21 protein-coding genes are annotated in these 23,707 nt (G+C 62.2%); 7 read left to right on the top strand and 14 right to left on the bottom strand.

Translation table 11 applies throughout. The annotated features are described in order from the left end of the window. Positions 1-36 precede the first annotated feature (36 nt). Together HB675_RS12100 and HB675_RS12095 are read left to right on the top strand one after the other, a co-directional pair. Positions 37-666: a glutathione S-transferase gene (locus HB675_RS12100; RefSeq protein ID WP_213878549.1), complete on the top strand. Its 630-nt coding sequence runs from the start codon at positions 37-39 to the stop codon at positions 664-666. 63 nt (positions 667-729) lie between these two features. Beyond that, the gene (locus HB675_RS12095) at positions 730-1,611 is read left to right on the top strand and encodes an acyltransferase (protein WP_213878548.1); all 882 of its coding nucleotides are present in this window, start codon (positions 730-732) and stop codon (positions 1,609-1,611) included. Between the two features lie 11 nt (positions 1,612-1,622). Here HB675_RS12095 and HB675_RS12090 read toward each other — a convergent pair whose 3' ends face one another. Further along, the gene (locus HB675_RS12090) at positions 1,623-2,168 is read right to left on the bottom strand and encodes a DUF2780 domain-containing protein (protein WP_213878547.1); all 546 of its coding nucleotides are present in this window, start codon (positions 2,166-2,168) and stop codon (positions 1,623-1,625) included. 184 nt (positions 2,169-2,352) lie between these two features. Between HB675_RS12090 and HB675_RS12085 the strand changes: the two genes are divergently transcribed. The 3 genes from HB675_RS12085 to HB675_RS12075 are packed head-to-tail and all read left to right on the top strand — an operon-like array spanning position 2,353 to position 4,160. Next, positions 2,353-2,946: a fasciclin domain-containing protein gene (locus tag HB675_RS12085; RefSeq protein WP_213878546.1), complete on the top strand. Its 594-nt coding sequence runs from the start codon at positions 2,353-2,355 to the stop codon at positions 2,944-2,946. 3 nt (positions 2,947-2,949) lie between these two features. Continuing rightward, entirely contained in the window at positions 2,950-3,501 is a 552-nt protein-coding gene (locus tag HB675_RS12080; protein WP_213878545.1) for a sigma-70 family RNA polymerase sigma factor, read from the top strand. Continuing rightward, positions 3,498-4,160 (top strand): anti-sigma factor, encoded by a 663-nt coding sequence (locus tag HB675_RS12075; protein ID WP_213878544.1) that lies wholly within the window; start codon positions 3,498-3,500, stop codon positions 4,158-4,160. Before HB675_RS12080 ends, HB675_RS12075 begins: the two co-directional genes overlap by 4 nt. 139 nt (positions 4,161-4,299) lie before the next feature. Here the strand turns inward: HB675_RS12075 and HB675_RS12070 are convergent, their stop codons facing one another. The 9 genes from HB675_RS12070 to HB675_RS12030 form a co-directional block, all read right to left on the bottom strand. Further along, on the bottom strand, positions 4,300-6,720 hold the full coding sequence (locus HB675_RS12070; protein ID WP_213878543.1) for a glucose/quinate/shikimate family membrane-bound PQQ-dependent dehydrogenase: 2,421 nt from the start codon (positions 6,718-6,720) through the stop codon (positions 4,300-4,302). A 291-nt stretch (positions 6,721-7,011) separates the two neighbouring features. After that, positions 7,012-8,211, bottom strand: coding sequence for a formaldehyde dehydrogenase, glutathione-independent (gene fdhA, locus HB675_RS12065; protein ID WP_213878542.1), 1,200 nt, complete (start codon positions 8,209-8,211; stop codon positions 7,012-7,014). A gap of 89 nt (positions 8,212-8,300) precedes the next feature. After that, complete coding sequence (gene purU / locus HB675_RS12060) at positions 8,301-9,158, bottom strand: formyltetrahydrofolate deformylase (RefSeq protein ID WP_213878541.1); 858 nt, start codon at positions 9,156-9,158, stop codon at positions 8,301-8,303. Next, entirely contained in the window at positions 9,155-9,787 is a 633-nt protein-coding gene (gene soxG, locus HB675_RS12055) for a sarcosine oxidase subunit gamma family protein (RefSeq protein WP_213878540.1), read from the bottom strand. The genes purU and soxG overlap by 4 nt, the downstream gene beginning before the upstream one ends. Positions 9,788-9,847: 60 nt before the next feature. After that, the gene (locus tag HB675_RS12050) at positions 9,848-12,865 is read right to left on the bottom strand and encodes a sarcosine oxidase subunit alpha (protein WP_213878539.1); all 3,018 of its coding nucleotides are present in this window, start codon (positions 12,863-12,865) and stop codon (positions 9,848-9,850) included. After that, a complete protein-coding gene (locus tag HB675_RS12045; RefSeq protein WP_213878538.1) occupies positions 12,862-13,164 on the bottom strand; it encodes a sarcosine oxidase subunit delta in 303 nt (100 codons plus the stop codon). Before HB675_RS12045 ends, HB675_RS12050 begins: the two co-directional genes overlap by 4 nt. A 15-nt stretch (positions 13,165-13,179) precedes the next feature. Then, positions 13,180-14,430: a sarcosine oxidase subunit beta gene (locus HB675_RS12040; protein WP_213878537.1), complete on the bottom strand. Its 1,251-nt coding sequence runs from the start codon at positions 14,428-14,430 to the stop codon at positions 13,180-13,182. 16 nt (positions 14,431-14,446) lie between these two features. Then, a complete protein-coding gene (gene glyA / locus HB675_RS12035; protein ID WP_213878536.1) occupies positions 14,447-15,700 on the bottom strand; it encodes a serine hydroxymethyltransferase in 1,254 nt (417 codons plus the stop codon). A gap of 193 nt (positions 15,701-15,893) precedes the next feature. Next, the gene (locus HB675_RS12030; protein ID WP_213878535.1) at positions 15,894-16,616 is read right to left on the bottom strand and encodes a TraX family protein; all 723 of its coding nucleotides are present in this window, start codon (positions 16,614-16,616) and stop codon (positions 15,894-15,896) included. Positions 16,617-16,671: 55 nt separating this feature from the next. On the opposite strand from HB675_RS12030, the gene HB675_RS12025 reads away from it, so the two are divergent. Further along, positions 16,672-17,709 carry a low specificity L-threonine aldolase gene (locus HB675_RS12025; RefSeq protein ID WP_213878534.1) on the top strand — a complete coding sequence of 346 codons (1,038 nt, stop codon included), beginning with the start codon at positions 16,672-16,674 and terminating at the stop codon, positions 17,707-17,709. 112 nt (positions 17,710-17,821) lie between these two features. Here HB675_RS12025 and HB675_RS12020 read toward each other — a convergent pair whose 3' ends face one another. The 3 genes from HB675_RS12020 to HB675_RS12010 form a co-directional block, all read right to left on the bottom strand. Beyond that, a complete protein-coding gene (locus HB675_RS12020; RefSeq protein WP_213878533.1) occupies positions 17,822-19,756 on the bottom strand; it encodes a methyl-accepting chemotaxis protein in 1,935 nt (644 codons plus the stop codon). 158 nt (positions 19,757-19,914) lie between these two features. After that, positions 19,915-20,211 (bottom strand): cell division protein ZapA, encoded by a 297-nt coding sequence (locus HB675_RS12015; protein ID WP_213878532.1) that lies wholly within the window; start codon positions 20,209-20,211, stop codon positions 19,915-19,917. Next, positions 20,208-20,432 carry a hypothetical protein gene (locus HB675_RS12010; RefSeq protein WP_213878531.1) on the bottom strand — a complete coding sequence of 75 codons (225 nt, stop codon included), beginning with the start codon at positions 20,430-20,432 and terminating at the stop codon, positions 20,208-20,210. Before HB675_RS12010 ends, HB675_RS12015 begins: the two co-directional genes overlap by 4 nt. A 232-nt stretch (positions 20,433-20,664) precedes the next feature. On the opposite strand from HB675_RS12010, the gene HB675_RS12005 reads away from it, so the two are divergent. After that, positions 20,665-22,290: a methyl-accepting chemotaxis protein gene (locus HB675_RS12005; RefSeq protein ID WP_213878530.1), complete on the top strand. Its 1,626-nt coding sequence runs from the start codon at positions 20,665-20,667 to the stop codon at positions 22,288-22,290. A gap of 127 nt (positions 22,291-22,417) precedes the next feature. Here the strand turns inward: HB675_RS12005 and gbcB are convergent, their stop codons facing one another. Beyond that, positions 22,418-23,518, bottom strand: coding sequence for a hybrid-cluster NAD(P)-dependent oxidoreductase (gene gbcB, locus HB675_RS12000; RefSeq protein ID WP_213878529.1), 1,101 nt, complete (start codon positions 23,516-23,518; stop codon positions 22,418-22,420). Between the last annotated feature and the right edge of the window lie 189 nt (positions 23,519-23,707).

The raw sequence follows: 23,707 nt of genomic DNA, 5'->3' as shown, positions 1-23,707 counted from the left end.
CTATAAATAGCCGCTCAACCCTGCCGAGGCTTCTCAATGTCCGTGCCCAGCATGACCCTCTACTTCAACGCCGGTTCACCCTTCGCCCGCAAAGTACGCGTGCTGCTCGACGAAATCGGCCAGTTGGATCAGGTCACCCTCAAAGCGATCCAACCCACCCCGGTCACGCCGGAAGCGGAACTGGTGCAAGCCAACCCGTTGGGCAAGCTGCCCGCCCTGGTGCTGGCGAATGGAGAGGTGCTTTATGACAGCCGGGTGATCTGCGAGTACCTCGATTCCCGACACTCCACCGCCCCGTTGCTACCGGCGGTCGGGGCTGCACGGTGGCGCCGCCTGACCCTCGGTTCGCTGGCCGATGGGATGCTCGATGCGGCCCTGTTGATTCGCTACGAGCACGCCCTGCGCCCGGAAGAGAAACATTGGGCGCTGTGGCTGGAGGGTCAGAGCGAGAAGATCGAACGGGGGCTGGCCTATCTGGAGCGCGAATGCCTCGCCGAGCTGGAAGCGAGTTTCGACCTGGCCAGTATCGGCGTGGCCTGCGTGCTGGGGTATCTGGATTTCCGTCAGCCGCAGCTGAGCTGGCGCCAGCGTTATCCACAGCTGGCTGCCTGGTACGCGGTGGTCGAGCAGCGGCCGTCCATGGAACACTCCCGCCCGCCGATCTAAGTTTGGCTCCGGCCGCCCAGGTGCTTATGATTGCCGACCTTTTCGTCACTTCACGAGTCGTTCATGCGTCGTTTCTGCAAGGGTTGTCTGGTGGTCCTGCTGCTGTTGCTCAACACCGTGGTACTGATCGGGCCGTTGCTGGTGTTCGCGCTGATGAAACTGGTGTTCTCCGGTTACATGCGCGACTACGCGTCGGCGGGGGTGATGTGGATCGCCGAGACCTGGGCGGAGATCGACAAGCTGATATTCGCGGTGTGCATTCCCACCCGTTGGGAAATACGGGGCGCCGAGGGCCTGCGCACAGACACGTCCTATCTGGTGGTCTGCAATCATCAGTCCTGGGTCGATATTCCGGCGTTGATCCAGGCGCTCAATCGCCAGGCACCGTTCTTCAAGTTTTTCCTGAAGAGGGAGCTCATCTGGGTACCCTTTCTCGGTCTGGCCTGGTGGGCATTGGACTACCCGTTCATGAAACGCTACAGCAAGGCCTTCGTGGAACGCCACCCGGAGCTCAAGGGCCACGACCTTGAAATTACCCAGGCCGCCTGCGAGTTATTCAAGCGCCAGCCGGTGACCGTGGTCAACTATCTGGAAGGCACCCGCTTCACCGCCGCCAAGCACGCTAAACAGGCGTCACCCTATCGCTACCTGTTACAGCCCAAGGCCGGCGGCGTGGCCTTCGTGCTGGCGGCCATGGGCGAGCAGCTTGACCGCTTGCTGGACGTCACCGTGGTCTATCCCGGCGCCGGCATTCCGGGCTTCTGGGACCTGTGCTGCGGCAAGGTGCCCAAGGTCATCATCGATATCCAGGCGCGCGACATCGACCCCGGCCTGTGGCAAGGGGATTACGAAAACGACCCAGTGTTTCGCCAACACGTGCAGGGCTGGGTCAATCAGATGTGGCGGGACAAGGATGAGCGGATTGCAGCGTTGAAAACGTCGTAGCAGCCGCTCCGTTACTTCGTTCCCCAGATGCTGCCCAGGCTGCTCAGCACGCCACCGCCGACGCCCTGCTGCCCCAGATACTGCAGAATCACCGGCGCAAACTGGCTGACCATGCCGCTCTTCATGCCCAGGGCGCTGAAGGCACTGTTCATGTCGCTGGTGCTTTTCACGTTACCCAGCGTGTTGTTAAGCGCCGATTCCTTGCCACTGCTGTTGCCCAGCAGGCTGCCCAAGGCATTGCTGCCAGACAGGCTGTCCAACCCCGGCACTTTCTGAGTCAGCTCGGAATACTGCGAAGGTTGCAGCTTGTTCTTGGCCAGGCCGAGCATCGCGCCGGTCCCGCCCACGGCCTGCTGCGGGGTCACCTTGAGCTGGCTGCCCAGGTTGTTGAGCAGGCCGGCTGCCTGCGGGGTCGAACCCACAGCCGCTGCGCCCCCGCTGTTGTTGCCATTGAGGGTAGACGCGGCATTGACCGCATCGTTGAGATTGAACGCCCACGCCGGACTGGCCGCGACAGCCATCAGCGAAACCAGCGCCATACCCTGAAAAATCTTCATTCCCTTCCCTCTTGTGCGTGAAGCCACGGCTCGGCAGAGCGCACGGCAAAATCGTCGTTTCGATCCAACTCGGCCCATTATGTTCCCGAAAAAACATTTCAGATGCTGTGCATCCAATTGCCGGGCCGCTGCGTATACCGATCACGGACAAAAATCTGTCCGCCCAACGATAAGGAAGACTTCCATGATTCGTACTTCGCTCAAGGCTCCAATGCTCGGCAGCATTCTGACCCTGGCCCTTTGCGGCGGCCTGATGGCACTTCCCGCTCAAGCGGCCGAGATGTCCATGAATTCAGTGATGGTGGGCGGGCAGGCCATGATGCCGCAGAAGGACATCATCGATAACGCGGTCAACTCGGCGGACCACACCACCCTGGTCGCCGCCGTGAAAGCCGCCGGCCTGGTCGAGACACTCAAGGGCAAAGGCCCGTTCACCGTCTTCGCCCCGGTCAACTCGGCCTTCGCCGCCCTGCCCGCCGGCACCGTGGACACCCTGCTCAAGCCCGAAAACAAGGCGACCCTGACCCACATCCTCACCTACCACGTAGTGGCCGGCAAACTGGACATGATGGAACTGGAAAAACGCATCAAGGCGGGCGGCGGCAAGGCTGAGCTGACCACCGTGGCGGGCGGCAAGCTCTGGGTGAAAATGAACGGTCCGCACAATATCGTGCTGATGGACGAAAAAGGCATGACCGCCGACATCAGCACCTATGATGTGTACCAGTCCAACGGCGTGATCCACGTCATCGACAAGGTCCTCATGCCCAAGAGCTGATAGATGATTCGACTCGGCGAAAACGATTTACTTCAGCAGTTGCTCGGCGCCTGTGCACAGGGTGACCGCCGAGCCTTCGAGCGCCTCTACCACAACGTAGCGCCGCGCCTGCACGGGGTGGCACTGCGCTGTGTCGGTCGGCGCGAGCTGGCCGAGGAAGTGGTACAGGAAAGCTTCGTGCGCATCTGGCACCATGCGGCGCGCTTTGACAGCGAGCTGTCGGCGCCCATGACCTGGATGATCAACATCACCCGCCACCTGGCCATCGACCTGTTGCGCAAGCGCCAGGAAGCGCCCATGGACGATGACCAACTGCAATCGGTTCCCGATGACAGTCCCTCGGCGTTCGAGCAACTGAACACGGCCCGTGATACCACAGCCTTGAACCGTTGCCTGGAAACGCTGGAAGGCCAGCAGCGCCAGGCCATTCTTACGGCCTATTTCCATGGCCTGTCCAACGCTGATCTGGCGCTGAACATGGCGGCGCCCCTGGGCTCGATCAAATCCTGGATTCGTCGCGGCATGGAGCGTTTACGCAGGTGCCTTGAATCATGAACTACCAACGTCCCGAATTACGTCGCGCGCTGGCCAGTGATTATGTCATCGGCCTGATGGCGCCGGCGGCACGGCGCCGCTTCGAACGCTTGTTGGCGACAGACGCCGCCCTGCGCACGGAAGTCGCGCAATGGCACATCGCCCTTGCGAGCCTGACCGAAAACCTGCCCGAAGAACCGGTGCCCAGCCATGTCTGGCGTGCCATCGTGGCGCGCATCGAACCGCCGCTCTTGACGGTGCCCCGGGCTCGGCGCTGGCGCCAGCTGGCCATGGCCGCCGGGGTGGTGCTGGTGATCGGTGTGGGGCTCTTGTTGCGTCCGGAACCGGCACAGTACAGCGTGATCTTGACCGACGCGGGCGAACAGGCGGCCTTGCGGGTACAGGCATTCCACGATCACCTGCAGCTGGAACCGCTGCATCTGGCCGCCACGGCCGATGATCACAGCCTGGAGTTGTGGGTCATTCCGGCCAATGGGGTGCCGGTGTCACTGGGCGTGGTGCCGACTCAGGGCAAGGGAAAAGTGCTGCTGGATGAGCGCCAGCAGGCGCTGTTGGGCAGTGCGGTGACGATTGCGATCACCCAGGAACCCAAGGGTGGGTCACCGAGTGGCAAGCCGACGGGGGCGGTTTTGTATAAAGGGGTGTTGGCGGGAGTTTGAACGGCAGGATCAAGCTCGCTCGGGAACCAGACGCCGCGACAGGCCGATCATCGCGCGCAGTGTTGTTCCCGAGCAAGCTCGGTCGTATAGAAAGAAGCAGACACCGCGGTCGTGGATCTGACCGCGGCGTGTATTTCTGTTACTTGCTGTCCGGCAAAGCGTAAGCAATCACCAGATCACTGCGGTCCGGCGACTGACGCGCACCGCTGGCGGTGATGATGATGTACTGCTTGCCGGTTTTCGGCGAAACATAAGTCATCGGGCCGCCCTGGCTACCCACAGGCAGACGGGCTTTCCATGCTTCCTGACCGGTGGCCGAGTTGAACGCACGCAGGTAGTAGTCCTGGGTACCGGCAATGAAGACCAGGCCACCTTGAGTCGACAGCGTGCCACCCAGGGTGGGCATGCCAATCGGCAGTTTCAGGTGCATCTTGATGCCCATGGGACCGGTGTCCTCGACGGTACCGACCGGTACCTGCCAGGCGATCTTCCGGGTTTTCATGTCGATGGCGGTCAACGTGCCAAATGGCGGTGCCTGGCACGGGATGCCGGCCACCGACAGGAAGCGGTTCTTGTTTACCGCGTACGGCGTGCCTTTGAGCGGTACGGCGCCCATGCCGGTGTTGATCGACTCGCCACCCGACGAGGTCTTGGCATCACGTTGTTGCGGCACCATCTGGCTCCACAGGCCCAGACGCATGTCGTTGACGAAGATGAAACCGTGCACCGGGTCGGTGGAGATACCGCCCCAGTTCATGCCACCCAAAGAACCCGGGAAGCTCAGGGACACGTCGGTGCCCGGCGCGGTATACAGGCCGTCATAACGCATTTTCTTGAACGAGATCCGGCACAGCAACTGGTCGAACGGGGTCGCGCCCCACATGTCCGATTCGGTGAAGTGCGGCACACCGATTTGTGGCATGCCCACTGACATCGGCTGGGTCGGCGAGTACGGTTCGTTCGGGATGTCGGCGGCCTTGACCGGGACTTCCTTGACTTCAGTCAGCGGTTGGCCGGTGGCGCGGTCCAGCACGTAGATCTGGCCGGCCTTGGTGCCGATGATCACGGCCGGAACTCGGGTGCCGTCAGCCTTGGTGAAGTCGCTGAGGGTCGGCTGCATCGGCAGGTCGAAGTCCCACAGGTCGTTGTGAACGGTCTGGTAGACCCACTTCTCGGCACCGGTGGTGGCGTTGACCGCCAGAATCGAAGCACCGTATTTGTGGTTCAGCTGAGTACGTTCAACCCCCCAGATGTCGGTGGACGGGCTGCCCATGGGCAGAAACACGGTGTTCATGGCCGGGTCATAGGACATCGGCGCCCAGCTGTTCGGGGTACTGCGCACATAGGTCTTGCCAGCTGCGGGAGCTTGCTTGTCCTGCGGGTTGCCCGGGTCGAAGGCCCAGCGCATGGCGCCAGTCACCACGTCAAAACCACGGATCACGCCGCCCGGCATGTCGGTCTGGACGTTGTCGGCCACACGGCCACCGACCACGACGGTGGTGCCGGCCATCAGGGGCGGCGACGACAGTTGGTAGTAGGAGTCCGGGACATCGCCCAGGCCCGCTTTAAGATCGACCTGGCCGTTGGTGCCGAAGCCCTGGCACAGCGCGCCGGTGTCAGCGTCGACGGCAATCAGGCGAGCATCGATGGTGTTGGTCAGCAGGCGACGTTGGCAGTTGGCACCGGCCGGTACAGTGACCGCAGTGGTCGGCGTGCTGCCGTCGGTTGGCTGAGCGACAGGCGCAGTAGCATCGAAGTAAGCCAGGCCACGGCAGCGCTGCCAGACCTTGCTCTTGGCATTGATGTCAGCTTTCCAGATCTGTTTGCCGGTGTCGGCATCCAGCGCCAGGATGTTGTTGTGCGGGGTGCAGACAAACACCTTGTCGCCGATCTGCAACGGGGTGTTCTGGTCTTCCGCACCGTTGCCGTCACTGATCGCGACGTCGCCGGTGTGGGTGGTCCACACGGGTACCAGCTTGGAGACGTTGTCGCGATTGATCTGATCCAAAGCGGCAAAGCGGCTGCCACCGGTGTCGTTACCGTACTGCGACCAGTTTTTCTGCGCGTTGGCCGGGTCGACCTTGGTCAGGCCGGGGCCAGTGCCAGTCGGCGAAATCGGATCGTGGGGGATGAACATACCCCAGCCGCCGGCCACCAGCGCCACGGCGAGTACGCCGCCCAACGCATAACCGCCATTGCCGGACAGGCCGTTGTTGCGGCGCAGGGTCGGGTAGACCAGTGCGACGACCAGGGCGAGCACGCCCGGCGCGAACAGACGCGACACCAGCGGCCAGAAGTTCAGGCCCGCATCGGCTACGGCCCAGATGAGGGTCAGGACCATGATCGCGGCGAACAGCCAGGCACCGGCCAGACGTTGCTTGCACAGCAGCACGGCGCAGACCAGCAGGCCGATACCGGCGAGGAGGAAGTACCAGCTGCCGTGCAGCGATACCAGATAGCCACCACCGATGGCGAACGGCAATCCAAATACCAGCATGCCGAACACTGCGAGCCAGATAGGCCAGCGAGTGACGGCTGCCGAAGACGGAGATTTAGTCATGATTAGGCAGATCCTGATAACGCATGAACGGGTTGGGAAATTTCAGAATAGTGCAGGGATTCGCAATTGGAGCGACCGCTAGGGGCAGTGCTAGCCAAATGGATTAGGTATTAACTGGTTAGTTAGTTTCACGAAGTTTAACAAAGACGCAGGGCACCTGCGACAAATTGTCATTCATGGGGAGGGAGAAACACTGTTGCGGAGGAGGTAACAATCACGCTCGCAAGATCGAGCTTGCTCGGGAGACCGAGGCACGCCGGTTCCCGAGCAAGCTCGGTCCTACAAGGCGTGTCAGGCCGGGCTGAACAACTTGTGCGGGTCGATCACGAATTTCTTCGGCACGCCGGCATCAAATTCGCTGTACCCGGTCGGCGCCTGATCCAGGCTGATGACCTGCACCCCCACCACTTCGGCGATGTTGATGCGGTCCCAGAGGATCGCCTGCATGAGCTGGCGGTTGTACTTCATCACTGGCGTCTGGCCGGTGTGGAAGCTGTGGGACTTGGCCCAGCCCAGACCAAAGCGAATGCTCAGCGCACCGACCTTGGCCGCAGCGTCTACGGCGCCAGGATCATCAGTGACGTACAGGCCGGGAATGCCGATCTTGCCCGCCACCCGCACCACCCCCATCAGAGAGTTGAGCACCGTGGCCGGAGCTTCTTCCTTGGCCCCTGCATGGCCATGACCGCGGGCTTCGAAGCCCACGGCGTCCACGGCGCAATCCACTTCTGGCTCGCCCAGCAGCGCGGCGATCTGCTCATGCAACGGCGTGTCGGTGGACAGATCGGCAATTTCGAAGCCCTGAGCCTTGGCATGGGCCAGGCGTACCGGGTTGACGTCGCCGACGATGACCACCGCCGCGCCCAGCAGTCGCGCCGAGGCCGCAGCGGCCAGCCCCACGGGGCCTGCACCGGCGACATACACGGTACTACCCGGGCCGACACCGGCTGTAACGGCACCGTGGTACCCGGTCGGCAAAATGTCCGACAGGCAGGTCAGGTCGCGGATCTTTTCCATGGCGCGGTCGCGGTCAGGGAATTTCAGCAGGTTGAAGTCGGCATAGGGGACGAGCACGTACTCGGCCTGGCCGCCGACCCAGTCGCCCATGTCGACATAGCCATAGGCGCCGCCCGGACGAGCCGGGTTGACGGTCAGGCAGACCCCGGTGTGTTGTTCCTTGCAGGAACGGCAGCGGCCGCACGCCACGTTGAACGGCACCGAAACCAGGTCGCCGATCTTGAGATTTTCCACGTCACGCCCGGCCTCGATCACCTCGCCGGTGATTTCGTGGCCCAGCACCAGCCCCACTTGAGCCGTGGTACGGCCGCGTACCATGTGCTGGTCGGAGCCACAGATGTTGGTGGACACCACCCGCAGGATCACGCCGTGTTCGATACGTCGCCCTCGGGGGTCCTGCATTTTCGGAAATTCGATACCTTGTACTTCGACCTTGCCGGAGCCGAGATACACCACTCCACGATTACCTGACATTGCTTTCACCTCGCTGATTATTCTTATGAGCTTTGGTTACTGCTTTGTTGCGGTTTTCTGTGCGGCCTGGCGAGGGTGTTGTGGGAGCGTTACAACACCACCGTCCGACTGGAATTGAGGAACACACGACGCTCAAGATGGTAGCCCACCGCACGCGCCAGGGTCTGGCACTCGATGTCGCGGCCCTTGGCGATCAGGTCTTCAGGGTAGTGGCTGTGGTCCACCACTTCCACGCCCTGGGTGATGATCGGACCTTCGTCGAGATCATTGTTGATGTAGTGAGCGGTGGCGCCCACCAGTTTCACGCCCTTGTCATAGGCCTGGTGATAAGGCTTGGCGCCTTTGAAACCGGGCAGCAGGGAATGATGGATGTTGATCGCGCGGCCGTCGAGTTGGCGGCACAGTTCCGGTGACAGCACTTGCATGTAGCGCGCAAGAATCACCAGCTCGGCACCGGTTTTTTCGATCACCTTGAGCACTTTGCGCTCCTGGGCAGGCTTGTCCTTGGGGTCCAGGGCGAAATGGTAATAGGGGATCTCATGCCAGCGGGCCAAGGGTTCCAGGTCCGGGTGGTTTGAGATCACCGCCACCACGTCCATGGCCAATTGGCCGATGCGCTGGCGGTACAGCAAGTCATTGAGGCAGTGATCGGCCTTGGAGACCATGATCACCACCTTGGGCCGATACTGCGGCGGCGTCAGTTCAAAGACCATGCCGAACAACGACCCGCGCTCGGCCAGGCCGTCGCGGAAAGTCTGTTCGTCAAAACCGTCGGGCTGACGAAACTCGACCCGGATGAAAAAGCGCGCCGACAGCTGATCGTCAAACGAGTGGTGCTCGGTGACATAGCAACCCTGTTCGAACAGGTAGCGCGTCACCGCATCCACAGTACCGAGCACACTGGGGCAGTCGGCCGTGAGAATCCAGGTATCCGGCGCGCGGCTCATGCGCGCACTTCCAGGCCGTATTCGGCGGCGGCATCCTGCAGCCACAACCACCAGTAGTCGGAGAAGCTGCGGCGCACCAGCAATTCCCAGGTCTCTTCACCGGTGCGGCGAATCACCAGTTGGGATTTGGCGAACACGGTGCCGACCGCTTTGCCCACAGGAAAATTGTTCGGGTGCACGTCGTAGCTGGTGGACTTCATCAGCACGTCGCGCACGTTCGGGCCGCTGAGTTCTAGGATGGACTGGCCACCGCTGACATTGACCACGGCGACGTGCTGGTCACCGAAGGCCGCGCGCAGGCGCTGCTCGGCCGCCAGCTCTTCGCCGCCAGGAACGATCAACAGCCACTCGTCGGGGCCGAGCCACTGCAGCGAGGTATCGCCATTGCTGACCACGGTCAGGGCTTTGGGCAGTTCAAGGCCGGTGGCTTGCTGCACGGCACTGGCGAACGCGGCGTCGGTACCGTGGCCACGAATGGTCAGGTGGCCGAGAAGTTTCTTGTCACGCAGGATGACGCCGGCGTTCTTGCGGCCTTTGCCGACCAGGCTCGCCAGGTCGGAGTGGAACAGCGGCTCCTGGGCCTTGGCCCCGGTAGTCGGGCGTTGCTGGTATACGTTGACTGTGGTCATGCTGGACACCTGTCATGAATGCTTTTGAAGCTGCCACTGCCCCTCGTAGGGGCAGGGTAGTTAGATGTTCTGCCGCTCGCCTTTCGGGTCGAAGAACACCGACGAAACGATTTCGGCCTCGATCACGCTGCCATCGGCCTGCGGTGAGAACACCCGCTCGCCCATGCGCTTGAGACCGCCCTTGACCACACCCATGGCGAACGAATAGCCCAGGGAGTTGCTGGCATAACTGGAGGTCACGTGGCCGACCATGGTCATCGGGATCGACTGTTTCGGGTCGAACACCAACTGCGCGCCTTCCGGCAACCACTTGTTCGGGTCGATCGGCTTGAGGCCCACCAGCTGCTTGCGCTGGTCACGCACGCAGTCTTCACGGTTCATGCCGCGCCAGCCGATCCAGGAGAACGGCTTGGTCCGGCCAACGCACCAGCCCATGTTGAGGTCATCCGGGGTCATGGAACCGTCGGTGTCCTGACCGACGATGATGAAGCCCTTCTCGGCCCGCAGCACGTGCATGGTCTCGGTGCCGTAAGGGGTCAGGTTGTACTTCTTGCCGGCCTCGGCGATTTTCTCCAGCACACCCATGGCGTAGTCGGCCTGGATGTTGACCTCGTAGGACAGCTCGCCGGTGAACGAGATACGGAACACCCGGGCTGGCACGCCGGCCACCAGGCCTTCTTTCCAAGTCATGAACGGGAACGCATCGCGGTCCAGGTCGATCTCGGTGACTTCGCTGAGCAGCTTGCGGCTGTTGGGGCCCGACAGGGTCAGGGTGGCCCAGTGGTCGGTGACCGAGGTGAAGAACACTTTCAGGTCAGGCCATTCGGTCTGCTGATAGATCTCCAGCCATTGCAATACACGGGCGGCGCCGCCGGTGGTGGTGGTCATCAGGAAGTGGTTGTCAGCGAGACAGGCAGTGACACCGTCGTCGAAGACCATGCCGTCTTCCTTGCACATCAGGCCATAACGCGCCTTGCCCACGTCCAGTTTGGTCCAGGCGTTGGTGTAGATGCGGTTGAGGAATTCACGCGCGTCCGGGCCCTGGATGTCGATCTTGCCCAGGGTCGAGGCGTCCAGCAGGCCGACGCTGTCACGCACAGCCTTGCACTCGCGGGCCACGGCGGTGTGCAGGCTTTCGCCGGTTTTCGGGAAGTACCACGGGCGCTTCCACTGACCGACGTCTTCGAACTCGGCACCGTTCTTCACGTGCCAGGACTGCAGCGCGGTGTAGCGCACCGGCTCGAACAAGTGACCGGCGTGACGGCCGGAAATGGCGCCGAAGGTTACCGGGGTGTAGTTCGGGCGGAACATGGTAGTGCCCATCTCGGTGATCGAGATGCCACGGCTGCGGGCCGCGATGGCCAGACCGTTGATGTTGCCCAGCTTGCCCTGATCGGTACCGAAGCCCAGCGCGGTATAGCGCTTGACGTGCTCGACCGATTCGAAGCCTTCACGGGTGGCCAGCTCGATGGCGGCAGCGGTCACGTCGTTCTGCAGGTCGACGAATTGCTTCGGCGCACGGGCTGTGGCTTTGTCGTGGGGCACCTGGAACAGGGCCAGGGTCGGTTCTTCCTGACGGACCAAGGCTTTGGGCAGCACGCCTTCCACCGGTTTGAAGCCGGCCTCGGAAGCGGCGCGCACGCCCCCTTCAAAGCCGTCGGCCAAGGTGTCGGCCAAGGCGTAGACGCCATTGACGCCGCCTACGCAAACGCGTTTCTGCGGCGCATCGCCCGGCACGAAACCAAGGATGTCTTCACGCCAGATCGGCTTGCCACCCAGGTGCGAGGCCAGGTGAACGATCGGGCTGTAGCCGCCGGAGCTGGCCACCAGGTCGCAGTCCAGCCATTCGCCGGGGCTGCTGATCTTGTGCGCCTGGACGTCGATGGCGGCCACGCGGGCGCCGGTGACGTGCTTGCTGCCACGGGTTTCGATTACGGCGCTGCCGGTCAGAATGCGGATGCCTTTGGCGCGGGCTTCTTCTACCAGGGCGCCGCGCGGGTTGTGGCGCGCGTCGGCGATGGCCACCACTTGCTGGCTAGCGTCGAGCCAGTCCAGCGCAACGCGGTAGGCGAAATCGTTGTTGGTCGAGAGCACCAGCTTTTTGCCCGGCGCCACGCCATAACGGCGCACATAGGTGGAAACGGCACCGGCCAGCATATTGCCCGGCACGTCATTGTTGCCATAAACCAGCGGCCGCTCGTGCGTACCGGTAGCCAGGACCACACGGGCAGCACGGACACGGTGCAGGCGCTGACGTACTACGCCGATCGGCGCGCGATCACCCAGGTGGTCGGTCAGACGCTCGTGAATGGTCAGAAAGTTGTGGTCGTGATAACCGTTCACGGTAGCCCGTGGCAACAGGATCACGTTATCCAGGCCCTTGAGCTCGGCGACGACGGCAGCGACCCATTCGGTGGCCGGCTTGCCATCGAGGCTTTCGCGGGTGTCCAGCAGGCTGCCGCCGAACTCTTCCTGTTCATCGGCCACGATCACCCGGGCACCGCTGCGGCCAGCGGCCAGTGCAGCGGCCAGGCCGGCTGGGCCAGCGCCTACCACCAGCACGTCGCAGTGGTGGTTCATGTTGTCATAGCTGTCCGGGTCGACTTCGGTCGGCGAACGGCCCAGACCGGCGGCCTTGCGGATGTACTTCTCGTAGGTCATCCAGAAGGACTGCGGGTACATGAAGGTCTTGTAGTAGAAGCCCGGCGGCATCAGCTTGCCGCCGACCTTGCCGAGAATCCCCATCATGTCGGTGTTGACGCTTGGCCAGCCGTTGGTGCTGGTAGCCACCAGGCCCGAATACAGCGCTTGCTGGGTTGCCCGCACGTTAGGAATCTGGGTGGCTTCGGTGGCGCCGATCTGCAACACCGCGTTCGGCTCTTCGCTGCCGGCAGCGAAGATGCCGCGGGGGCGCGAGTACTTGAAGCTGCGCCCGACGATGTCGACGCCGTTGGCCAGCAATGCCGAGGCCAGGCTGTCGCCTTCATAGCCTTTGTAACTCTGGCCGTTGAAGGTGAAGGTCAGGACTTTGCTGCGGTCGATACGACCACCGTTGGACAGGCGATTGACCTGGCTCATGCGTTTTCTCCCGCGGGTTTGGCGGTCACTTGCGGTTTGCTGCCGATCGGATAGGTTTCGTAGATTTCATAGGTGACCGTGTCGCGGGTCGCGTTGAAATACTGGCGGCAGCCGGCGGCGTGAATCCACAGCTCGTGGTGAATCCCGCGCGGGTTGTCGCGAAAGAACATGTAGTCGCCCCACTGTTCGTCGGTGCAGGCACCCGGGTCCAGAGGACGCGGGATGTGAGCCTGGCCGGAGCAGTGGAACTCTTCCTCGGAGCGCAATTCGCCGCAATGGGGACAGAAGATATGCAACATGGGGAATTTCTCCTGTTAGTGGGCGACAGCGGCGGCGCCGTGTTCGTCGATCAGGGCGCCGTTGTGGAAACGGTCGATGGAAAACGGCTTGGCCAACGGGTGCATTTCACCCTTGGCGAGGCTGGCGGCGAAGACGTTGCCTGAACCCGGCGTAGCCTTGAAGCCACCGGTGCCCCAACCGCAGTTGAAGAACATGTTCGGGACCGGGGTCTTGGAGATGATCGGGCAGGCGTCCGGCGTGGTGTCGACGATGCCGCCCCACTGACGGTTCATGCGCACCCGCGAGAGCACCGGGAACATCTCGACGATGGCCTGGATGGTGTGCTCGATCACCGGGTACGAACCGCGCTGGCCGTAACCGACCCAGCTGTCGATACCGGCGCCGATCACCAGGTCGCCCTTGTCGGACTGGCTGATGTAACCGTGCACGGCGTTGGACATGATCACGCTGTCGATGATCGGCTTGATCGGCTCGGACACCAATGCCTGCAACGGGTGGGATTCCACCGGCAGGCGGAAGCCGGCCAGCTTGGCCATGTGCCCGGAGTTACCGGCGGTGACCACGCCGACGCGCTTGGCGCCGATAAAGCCTTTATTGGTCTCGACACCGATGCACACACCGTTTTCCTTGCGGAAACCGATCACTTCGGTCTGCTGGATCAGGTCCACGCCCAAGGCGTCGGCGGCGCGGGCAAAGCCCCAGGCCACGGCGTCGTGACGGGCCACGCCGCCGCGACGTTGTACGGTGGCACCGATGATCGGGTAACGGGTGTTCTTGCTGCAGTCCAGGTACGGGATCTCGTCCGCTACCTGCTGGCCGTTGAGCAGCTCGCCGTCCACGCCATTGAGGCGGTTGGCGCTGACCCGGCGTTCGGAGTCACGCATGTCTTGCAGGGTGTGGCACAGGTTGTAGACACCGCGCTGGGAGAACATGACGTTGTAGTTCAGGTCCTGGGACAGTCCTTCCCACAGTTTCATGGCGTGTTCGTACAGGTGAGCCGACTCGTCCCACAGGTAGTTGGAGCGCACGATGGTGGTGTTGCGCGCGGTGTTACCGCCGCCCAACCAGCCCTTCTCGACCACGGCCACGTTGGTGATGCCGTGTTCCTTGGCCAGGTAGTAGGCAGTGGCCAGGCCATGGCCGCCACCGCCGACGATGATCACGTCGTAGACCTTCTTCGGAGTCGGCGTGCGCCACATGCGCTGCCAGTTCTCGTGATGGCTGAGGGAGTGCTTGAGAAGGCCGAAGCCTGAATAGCGTTGCATAGTCGTTACTCCACTCTCAGCGGTAAACCGGGAAATCGGCGCACAGTGCAGCCACGTCGGTGGCCACCTTGGCTTCCACGTCGGCATCGCCCAGATGGTCGAGGATGTCGCAGATCCATCCGGCCAGAGTTTCGCACTGGCTCACCTTGAAGCCACGGGTGGTGACCGCCGGGGTGCCGATGCGCAGGCCCGAGGTCACGAACGGCGACTGCGGGTCGTTGGGCACGGCGTTCTTGTTGACGGTGATGTGAGCGCGGCCCAGCGCGGCGTCGGCGTCTTTGCCGGTGATGCCCTGACGAATCATGCTGACCAGGAACAGATGGTTATCGGTGCCGCCGGACACTACATCGTAGCCGCGCTTGATGAACACGCCAGCCATGGCCTGGGCGTTGTCGATCACTTGCTGCTGGTAGGTCTTGAAGCCTGGCTCCAGCGCTTCCTTGAAGCACACGGCCTTGGCGGCGATCACGTGCATCAGCGGGCCGCCTTGGCCACCGGGGAACACAGCGGCGTTGAGTTTCTTTTCCAGCGCTTCGTTGGCCTTGGCCAGGATCAGACCGCCGCGAGGACCGCGCAGGGTCTTGTGGGTGGTGGTGGTGACCACGTCGGCGTAAGGCAGCGGGTTCGGATACAGGCCAGCTGCCACCAGACCGGCGACGTGGGCCATGTCGACGAACAGATAAGCGCCGACTTTGTCGGCAATTTCGCGAAAACGCGGGAAATCCAGGGTCTTGGAGTAGGCCGAGAACCCGGCAATGATCATTTTCGGCTGGTGCTCGACCGCCAGGCGCTCGACTTCGTCGTAGTCGATCAGGCCGGTGTCGTTGTCGATGCCGTACTGCACGGCGTTGTACAGCTTGCCGGAGAAGCTGACCTTGGCGCCGTGGGTCAGGTGACCGCCGTGGGCCAGGCTCATGCCCAACACAGTGTCACCGGCCGACAGCAGCGCCAGGTAGACAGCGGCGTTGGCCTGGCTGCCGGAGTGTGGCTGCACGTTGGCGTAGTCGGCGCCGAACAGCTGCTTGGCGCGTTCGATGGCCAAGGCTTCGACCTTGTCTACGTGCTCGCAGCCACCGTAGTAGCGCTTGCCCGGGTAGCCTTCGGCGTACTTGTTGGTCAAGCCGGTGCCCTGGGCCTGCATCACGCGCTGGCTGGTGTAGTTTTCCGAAGCGATCAGCTCGATGTGGTCTTCCTGACGCTGCTCTTCAGCATTGATGGCCGCCATCAGTGCATCGTCGTAACCCTGAATCTGATCTTGTTTGCTGAACATCGCGGTTCTCCCTGCGGCGGCGTGGCGCCTGTGCATGTCTGGTCAAAGCAGCCGTGGGCACGGTGCTCCTTTGAACGCGATGGTAGGGCTGGCGCGTTCGACTCAGATGCCTATGGACGCCTCACAAAGGTGCGTTTACGACATGGCCGCCTGTCGCACCGGGAACAACCTCGTGGAAAAGCCCTGCAGGCCCCTAAATGACTGAGCGCAAGCCCAGCAACAGGATGAAATGAACTGGGTAGATGAGGTACGCCCAGCGGCGCATGGGCGGTACTTTCAGGCCCTGACACTTGCGCATTAGCGACATGCCCAGCCACGGCGCAATCAGGCACGCCAGTACACCGCCTGCGGCAACCCAGTTGTATTGCCGGGCGGCGGGAATGATCACATACCACTCGTTGGCAAACAGACAGACCAGCCCGGGCAGGATCGACCATCCCGGCCGACGCTCAAGTACCACCAGAAAGACCGTCGGCAGCAATACACCGGGCAGGCCAAACATCAGCTGATCCCAGGCCAGGGCGCCCGCCAGCAAAGCGCCGGCGCCCAACCACAGCGCCCGTGGCTGGCGTGTCTGCCAGGCCGAAGCCACCAGCAGGCCAAGGGCCAGGGTCGGCAACACATTCAGTGGCTCATCGGGGCCGACGAACAGCCGATAGGGCCATTCGGCCAGCACCGAGAACATCACCAGCCAGCCCAGATAAGCCAGACGCAGCGGTGTATCGGGTCGGCGCGCAACATTGGCGGCGATTGCCAGGCAAAACCACGGGAAAGCCATGCGGCCGGGGATGTAGAGAAAATCCAGCGACCAGCCCACATAACGCAAGTGGTCCAGCACCATGCTCAGCATCGCCAGCCATTTGAGCAGGTCCAGGCCGTGATCGCGATGTTGGTTGGTTGGGACAACAGGTTGCATACTTGCACCTCAGGCACGCGCTCTGACGTTTGCACTACGATCACAAGGAACGGCCATGACAGATCAAAGCCAGCAATTTGCCAGTGACAACTATTCCGGGATCTGTCCCGAAGCCTGGGCGGCCATGGCCGAGGCCAATCATGGCCACGAACGCGCCTATGGCGACGATCAATGGACCGCCCGCGCCGCCGATCATTTCCGCCAATTGTTCGAAACCGACTGCGAAGTGTTCTTCGCCTTCAACGGTACGGCGGCCAACTCCCTGGCGCTGTCCTCTCTGTGCCAGAGTTACCACAGCGTCATCTGCTCGGAAACCGCTCATGTCGAAACCGACGAGTGCGGCGCGCCGGAGTTCTTCTCCAACGGCTCCAAGCTGCTGACCGCCCGCAGCGAAAACGGCAAGCTGACCACCGAGTCGATCCGCGAGGTGGCCCTCAAGCGCCAGGACATTCATTACCCCAAACCCCGAGTGGTCACCCTGACCCAGGCCACCGAAGTGGGCAGCGTGTACCGCCCCGACGAACTGCGGGCGATCAGCGCCACCTGCAAGGAACTGGGCCTGCACCTGCACATGGACGGCGCGCGCTTTGCCAACGCCTGCGCCTTTCTCGGCTGCACCCCCGCCGAACTGACCTGGAAATCCGGCGTGGACGTGCTGTGCTTCGGCGGCACCAAGAACGGCATGGCGGTAGGTGAAGCCATTCTGTTCTTCAACCACAAGCTGGCGGAAGACTTCGACTACCGCTGCAAACAGGCTGGGCAATTGGCCTCGAAAATGCGCTTCCTGTCCGCGCCCTGGGTCGGGCTGCTGGAAGATGGCGCCTGGTTGCGCCACGCCCATCACGCCAATCATTGTGCACAATTGCTCAGTCAGTTGGTTGCGGATATTCCGGGGGTGGAATTGATGTTTCCGGTGCAGGCAAACGGGGTGTTCTTGCAGATGTCGGAGCCGGCGTTGGAGGCTCTGCGCAACCGAGGCTGGCGGTTTTACACCTTTATCGGCAGCGGCGGCGCGCGGTTCATGTGCTCGTGGGACACCGAAGAGGCACGGGTGCGGGAGTTGGCGGCGGATATTCGGGTGGTGATGGGGTAAGGGGCGTCTGGCGGGACATCACATCAAGACCCACCACCGGCCGCAGGGGCGGCCGATGTTGCAGCGTGAGGAGATCCCGTGCCATGCCAGGCACACGGCTCCCAAAAAACGCCTAGAGCTTGAACCCCCCCATCTGACGCGCCAGATCATCGGCCAACCCGGTCAACGTCAAGCAATCATCCCGACACGTACGCGTCTCCACCGAAGTATCCCGCGCCAGGTCGGAAATCCCCTGCACGTTGCGGTTGATCTCCTCGGTCACCGCCGACTGCTCTTCAGTCGCGGTGGCCACCTGGTTGTTCATATCGCTGATGCGCTCGACCTGTTCGGTGATGGTCGCCAGGGAGGCGCCGGTGCGCTGGCTGGCCTGCACCCCGGTGCCGGTGGCAGCCTGGCCGGTGTGCATCGACGACACGGCGTTCTGTGCGCCGGACTTGAGGTTGAAGATCATCGCCTGGATTTCATCGGTGGAGGTCTGGGTCCGTCGTGCCAGCGTCCGCACTTCGTCGGCGACGACGGCAAAGCCACGGCCCATCTCCCCGGCCCGGGCCGCTTCGATGGCGGCGTTGAGGGCCAGCAGATTGGTCTGCTCGGAGATGCCTCGGATCACTGCCAGCACTTGGTCGATGTTGCCTACCTGGGTTGCCAGCTCACCCACGGCGTCGGCGGCATTGCCGATTTCGGTGGACATGCCTTCGATATGAGCGATGGATTGAGTGACGACTTTGCGTGCATCAGCCGCTTCATCCTTGGCCGATTGCGAGGCCAGCGCCGCGTTGCCAGCGTTCTGTGCGATTTCCTGCACGGTCAAACCCATTTCGTGCACCGCCGTGGCCACCATGTCGGTCATTTCCTGCTGACGCACCGCGCGATTGGCGGTGTTGTCCACCACTTTGGCCACATGGCCCACACTGGTGCGCAACCGTTCGCTGGTGCTCAAGACTTCAGCGATCATATCGCGCTGACTGCCCAGGAAACGGTTGAAACCCCGGGCCAGATCGCCCAGTTCATCGGCGCGGGCATCGTTGAGGCGGTGAGTCAGGTCGCCACCACCGCTGCCGATGGCCACCAGCGCCGTGGTCACCTGACGGATCGGCCGTACCAGACCCCGCGCCAGTAACACCACGAAGAACAGCGACACCAAGGCCACGGCCAGGCCGATCAGGCTGGACATCCACAGCGCCTTGTCGGCTTCGGCATAGATCTGCGATTCGGGCACCTCGGCCACCAGGGTCCAGCCCAGATCACGCAGCGGCAGGCTCAGGGCCAGGAAATCCTCGCCGTTGCGCTGGAAGCGCGCGGTGGCCAGTTTGCTCTGGCCCAAAATGGCGGCGCTTGCCGTCGGCCCGACCTCGCTCGCCAACTGCTGTTTGCCGCTGAGCGCCGAATCCGGGTGCACCTGGATCAAGCCGTCGTTGCGTACCAGATAGACCTTGCCCCGCGCGCCGAAGCTGTAGTTATGAATCAACTGCGACAACTCGGTCATGCTCAAGCCCATGCCGGCGATGCCCAAGGCTTTGCCGTTCTGCTCCAGGCGCATGTCGATGAACAGGGTCAGGTCGCCGGTGGTCAGGTCATTGTCAATTTCCAATGCGCGCTGCTGGCCGCTCTGCAGAAATGAATAGAACCAGCTGTCCTTGGGGTCGTTGCGGCTCAGGGTGCGCTCGGTGCCCTTCTGGGTGTAGTAGTTGTTGGTCGCCGAAGAAATGATGAAAGCACTGAAGGCCTTCTGGTCTTGCTGCACACCGCCCAGGTAGCTGACAAATTGTGGCGCTTGCGCACTGTTTTCGCCACTGGCCAACCAATCGCGCACCAAGGTATTGCTGGTTATCCCTCGCGCAGCCGTCAAGGGCTGCACCAGAATACGTTCGATATCGTTACGCGTCGCCTCGATGCTGGCCGGCATGGCCGTCTCCAGCAAATAACGTTGGGCGAGGCGATTGACCACCATCGTGTAGATGCCCACCACAATCAAGATACTGACCAGCAAGGCTGTGCCCATGCTCAAGATCAACTGCCATTGGATACTGCGCCGCCAGAACTGCATGGTGAACTCCCGAAGTGTTGAGGCCTGATACCTGCAACAGTCATGCCGATTGTATACAAATAGACAATCAATACGACACAACCTGACAGGCAAACGTCACACATGGCTGTGTCTTGATTGCCTATCGGCAGCCCCTTCCAATGGAAGAGGCCCGCCGATCAGGTTTCGGCGATGGTTCGGGAGATGCGCTCGACCGTGGCGCTGACTTGCTCTTGGTAACGGCCGAGCTGGAGCTGATGTTCGCGCTGCTGATCCAGCTGCCGGGAACACAGATTGAGTGCCGCGATCACCAGCAACTTGTCGCCCATCAGGTTGGGAAACTGGCGCTTGGTGTCGTTGAGAATCGTCTTGAGCAACGCGCTGGCGTCGCGCAATTTCTGCTCTTGCCCCGCTGGCACCTTGATCGAATAGGGCGTCCCCAGAATCGAGACAAGCTCGATCAACGCGTCACTCATGCGCTAACGGCGCTGGCACGCTCGACCATCGCCTGGATACGTGCTGCGGTGCTGCCGTGAAGCTCCTCCTGCTCCATCAGGCTCAGTTGCAGCGTGTCATTTTCTTCGCGGGCACGGGTCAAGTCGCCGCTCAGTTGCTGATTGGTTTCAGCCAGGGCGCGATTGCGCTCGACCAGTTCGCCGACCAGTTGCTCCAATTGACTCAGGGATGCTTGTAACATTTTGAATTCTCGATGTTTTGAGGTGAAAAAGAAGGGCGCACACGATAAAGAAAAGCGCGCGTGCAAGCCAGGCTTATCGGGCCCCCATGGACTGCGTTTTCAGCCTTCGGTTCCACCTGTTCGTCGCGGACCTTAACTCGCGCGCTCAAGTCTGGGGCGATTGGGCCGTTAGCCCGGTCAAGACCCTCACTTTCTGCCCGGCCGGCCGCCGTCACCTATCTGGTAACTACCCATGTCATTACGCAGCATGAACATCGCGCCTAGGGCCCTGCTCGGCTTTGCCAGCATCGGCGTACTCATGATCATCCTCGGCGTGTTTTCGCTGATGCAGATGAAGAGCATTCGTGCCAATGGCGAAGACGTCTCGGAAAACAGCCTGCCGAGCATCTCGAGCATTGATCAGTTGCAGATCCAGACGATTCGTCTGCGCGTCTTGCAATTCCAGTTGCTGGGGGACCGCAGCCCGGCTTCCCTCGCCGCCGTGAACGAAAAGCTCGGCATGCGCCATGACCTGATTGCCAAGACCCAGACTGTCTACGAACCCCTGATCGACAGCCCTGAAGAAAAATCCACCTATGAAGACTTCAAGCGCCTGCTGGCTCAGTTCGCGCAACTGGAGGCCCAGCTGAAATCGTTGTCCAGCGCCAACGATCTGGATGCCATGCGCACGCTGATCAACAGCGACCTGACGAGCACCTCTGACGCCCTCAATGTGGCCTTGGACAAGCTGGTCAAAATCAACAAGGACCAGAGTGTGGTCTCCGATCAGGAAGCCGCAGACAACTACCATTCCGCCTTTGTGATGGTCGTGGCGCTGCTGGTGATCGCGAGTGTGCTGACCTGCCTGTGTGCCTGGCTGCTGACCCGCAGCATCACGCGGCCTATCAGTTCAGCGGTGCTGGCCGCCCAGAACATTGCCGACAACAACCTGACCCACCGCATCGAAGTAGACGGCAACGACGAAGCCACGCGCCTGCTCGAAGCCATGAGCCGCATGCAGAACAACCTGCGCGACACCGTGCAGCGCATCTCTGGCTCGGCCACGCAGTTGGCGTCGGCGGCGGAAGAGCTGAACGCCGTCACCGAAGAAAGCGCGCGCGGCCTCGTGCAACAAGACAACGAAATTGAACAGGCCGCGACGGCGGTCAACGAGATGACCAGCGCGGTGGAAGAAGTGGCGCGCAATGCGGTGAGCACCTCCGAAGCCTCTATTGAAGCCACCCGTTCAGCGGGCGACGGTCGAGATCTGGTGCAGGAAACCGTAGCGGCCATCGAGCGCATGACCCTCGACGTGCAAAGCACCGGCGAACTGGTGGGAGATCTGGCCACCCAGTCCCGTGACATCGGCAAGGTGCTGGACGTGATTCGCGGCCTGGCCGACCAGACCAACCTGCTGGCCCTGAACGCCGCGATCGAAGCGGCCCGTGCCGGTGAAGCGGGCCGTGGCTTTGCCGTGGTGGCCGATGAGGTACGCGCGCTGGCCCATCGCACCCAGCAATCAACCAGTGAAATCGAGCGGATGATCGGCAGCATTCAAGGCGGCACGGAAAAAGCCGTCGATTCGATGCGCAACAGCACCGACCGCGCTTCATCCACGTTGAACATTGCCAAAGGTGCAGGCCTCGCGCTGGACACTATCAACACCGCCATCGTCGGTATCAATGAGCGCAACCTGGTGATCGCCAGTGCTGCCGAGGAACAGGCTCAAGTGGCCCGGGAAGTGGACCGCAACCTGGTGAACATCCGCGACCTGTCGACCCAGACCGCCGCCGGAGCGCACCAGACCAGCGCGGCCAGCAGCGAGCTGTCGCGCCTGGCGGTGGATTTGAGCGCAATGGTAGCGAAGTTTCGGGTGTGACCAGGCAACAAACAACGGCGTAGGAGCGGAGCTTGCTCGCGATGCAGGCATTGCGGTGCACCCGTTGCACCGCGTCAAACCCATCGCGACCAAGGTCGGCTCCTACGCCGCGTGTGTTGTGTGGAGATCAATACTCGATCCGCACATCCCCACGGGGCACGCTGCAGCACGAAAGGATGTAACCCTCGGCCTCGTCGTCCTCGGTGATGCCGCCGTTGTGCTCCATGTCCACCTCGCCGGCCACCTTGAGCACCTTGCAGGTGCCGCAGATACCCATACCGCAGGCCTTGGGAATCATCAGCCCGAGTTTGGCGGCGGCGGCGTGCACGGTTTCGCCTGGCGCCACGCGTATGCTCTTGCCCGCATTGATAAACTCCACCTGGTGGAGCTCGCTGGCGTCCACTTCCGGCGCGTCAGCGGCCTGTTCGGCCTGTTCCACGGCGTCGGCCCGGGCTTCGGGCGGCGTCGCCCCGAAAGATTCTTCGTGGTAGCGGCTCATGTCGAAGCCGTTGGCTTCCAGCAGACGCTTGACCGCCGTCATGTAAGGCGTCGGGCCGCAGCAGAACACCTCGCGCTCCATGAAGTCCGGCGTGATGATCTCCAGCAACTTCTGGTTCAGGTAACCGCGATAGCCCGCCCACGGCTCGCCCAACCCGTGCTTCTCGCAAATGATGTGCAAACTGAAGTTATCGATCCGCGAGGCCATGTGCTCCAGCTCGCGGTGATAAATGATGTCCTTGGGCGACCGCGCACTGTGGACAAAGACCATGTCGACGTTGGCGTTGGTGTCGTAGAACCAGCGCGCCATGGACATCACCGGGGTGATACCGACGCCGCCACTGAGGTAGAGAATCTTCGGGCTCGGCGCGTCGATGGCGTTGAACAGACCCACCGGGCCATGCACCGCCAGCTCCTGGCCTTCGTGCAGGTTGTCGTGCAGCCAGTTGGAAACGCGACCGCCCGGCACGCGCTTGATGGTGATCGAGAAGCTATAGGGCACTGAGGGCGAGCTGGAAATAGTGTACGAGCGCATCACCGGCTGGCCGTCGATCTCCAGCTCCAGGGTGACGAACTGCCCCGGCTTGAAGAAGAACAGAATCGGCTGGTCGGCCATGAAACAGAAGGTGCGCACGTCCCAGGTTTCCTGGATGACCTTGACGCACCGCACGATGTGGCGGCCGTTGGCCCAGGTCTGGGTGTTCACCGGCATCAGGTAACTTTCGGACATGCTGTTCTCCGCGGCCGACTGTCGGCCCTAATGGCTGCGATTCTGCGTAAGGGCGCGATGGGCCATTTACCTATCAGCGACATTCACATGCTTATGGCGACCAGCCCATCGGACAAGGGCTGGCGCGTCGGGAATGGATTGGGCCATGTCGCCCATGGATAAGGATCTGCCCGCGCCGGGTCGCACACT

Origin of the sequence: Pseudomonas sp. dw_358 (assembly GCF_018449655.1) — a bacterium.
In the GTDB taxonomy this organism is placed as follows: Bacteria; Pseudomonadota; Gammaproteobacteria; order Pseudomonadales; family Pseudomonadaceae; genus Aquipseudomonas.
This window is presented reverse-complemented; position numbering and strand designations above follow the sequence as displayed.

Bases quoted from the DNA above. Each gene is read 5' to 3' on its own strand.
- HB675_RS12100 (WP_213878549.1), top strand. From the start codon at position 37: ATGTCCGTGCCCAGCATGACCCTCTACTTCAACGCCGGTTCACCCTTC.
- HB675_RS12095 (WP_213878548.1), top strand. From the start codon at position 730: ATGCGTCGTTTCTGCAAGGGTTGTCTGGTGGTCCTGCTGCTGTTGCTC.
- HB675_RS12090 (WP_213878547.1), bottom strand. From the start codon at position 2,168: ATGAAGATTTTTCAGGGTATGGCGCTGGTTTCGCTGATGGCTGTCGCG.
- HB675_RS12085 (WP_213878546.1), top strand. From the start codon at position 2,353: ATGATTCGTACTTCGCTCAAGGCTCCAATGCTCGGCAGCATTCTGACC.
- HB675_RS12080 (WP_213878545.1), top strand. From the start codon at position 2,950: ATGATTCGACTCGGCGAAAACGATTTACTTCAGCAGTTGCTCGGCGCC.
- HB675_RS12075 (WP_213878544.1), top strand. From the start codon at position 3,498: ATGAACTACCAACGTCCCGAATTACGTCGCGCGCTGGCCAGTGATTAT.
- HB675_RS12070 (WP_213878543.1), bottom strand. From the start codon at position 6,720: ATGACTAAATCTCCGTCTTCGGCAGCCGTCACTCGCTGGCCTATCTGG.
- fdhA (WP_213878542.1), bottom strand. From the start codon at position 8,211: ATGTCAGGTAATCGTGGAGTGGTGTATCTCGGCTCCGGCAAGGTCGAA.
- purU (WP_213878541.1), bottom strand. From the start codon at position 9,158: ATGAGCCGCGCGCCGGATACCTGGATTCTCACGGCCGACTGCCCCAGT.
- soxG (WP_213878540.1), bottom strand. From the start codon at position 9,787: ATGACCACAGTCAACGTATACCAGCAACGCCCGACTACCGGGGCCAAG.
- HB675_RS12050 (WP_213878539.1), bottom strand. From the start codon at position 12,865: ATGAGCCAGGTCAATCGCCTGTCCAACGGTGGTCGTATCGACCGCAGC.
- HB675_RS12045 (WP_213878538.1), bottom strand. From the start codon at position 13,164: ATGTTGCATATCTTCTGTCCCCATTGCGGCGAATTGCGCTCCGAGGAA.
- HB675_RS12040 (WP_213878537.1), bottom strand. From the start codon at position 14,430: ATGCAACGCTATTCAGGCTTCGGCCTTCTCAAGCACTCCCTCAGCCAT.
- glyA (WP_213878536.1), bottom strand. From the start codon at position 15,700: ATGTTCAGCAAACAAGATCAGATTCAGGGTTACGACGATGCACTGATG.
- HB675_RS12030 (WP_213878535.1), bottom strand. From the start codon at position 16,616: ATGCAACCTGTTGTCCCAACCAACCAACATCGCGATCACGGCCTGGAC.
- HB675_RS12025 (WP_213878534.1), top strand. From the start codon at position 16,672: ATGACAGATCAAAGCCAGCAATTTGCCAGTGACAACTATTCCGGGATC.
- HB675_RS12020 (WP_213878533.1), bottom strand. From the start codon at position 19,756: ATGCAGTTCTGGCGGCGCAGTATCCAATGGCAGTTGATCTTGAGCATG.
- HB675_RS12015 (WP_213878532.1), bottom strand. From the start codon at position 20,211: ATGAGTGACGCGTTGATCGAGCTTGTCTCGATTCTGGGGACGCCCTAT.
- HB675_RS12010 (WP_213878531.1), bottom strand. From the start codon at position 20,432: ATGTTACAAGCATCCCTGAGTCAATTGGAGCAACTGGTCGGCGAACTG.
- HB675_RS12005 (WP_213878530.1), top strand. From the start codon at position 20,665: ATGTCATTACGCAGCATGAACATCGCGCCTAGGGCCCTGCTCGGCTTT.
- gbcB (WP_213878529.1), bottom strand. From the start codon at position 23,518: ATGTCCGAAAGTTACCTGATGCCGGTGAACACCCAGACCTGGGCCAAC.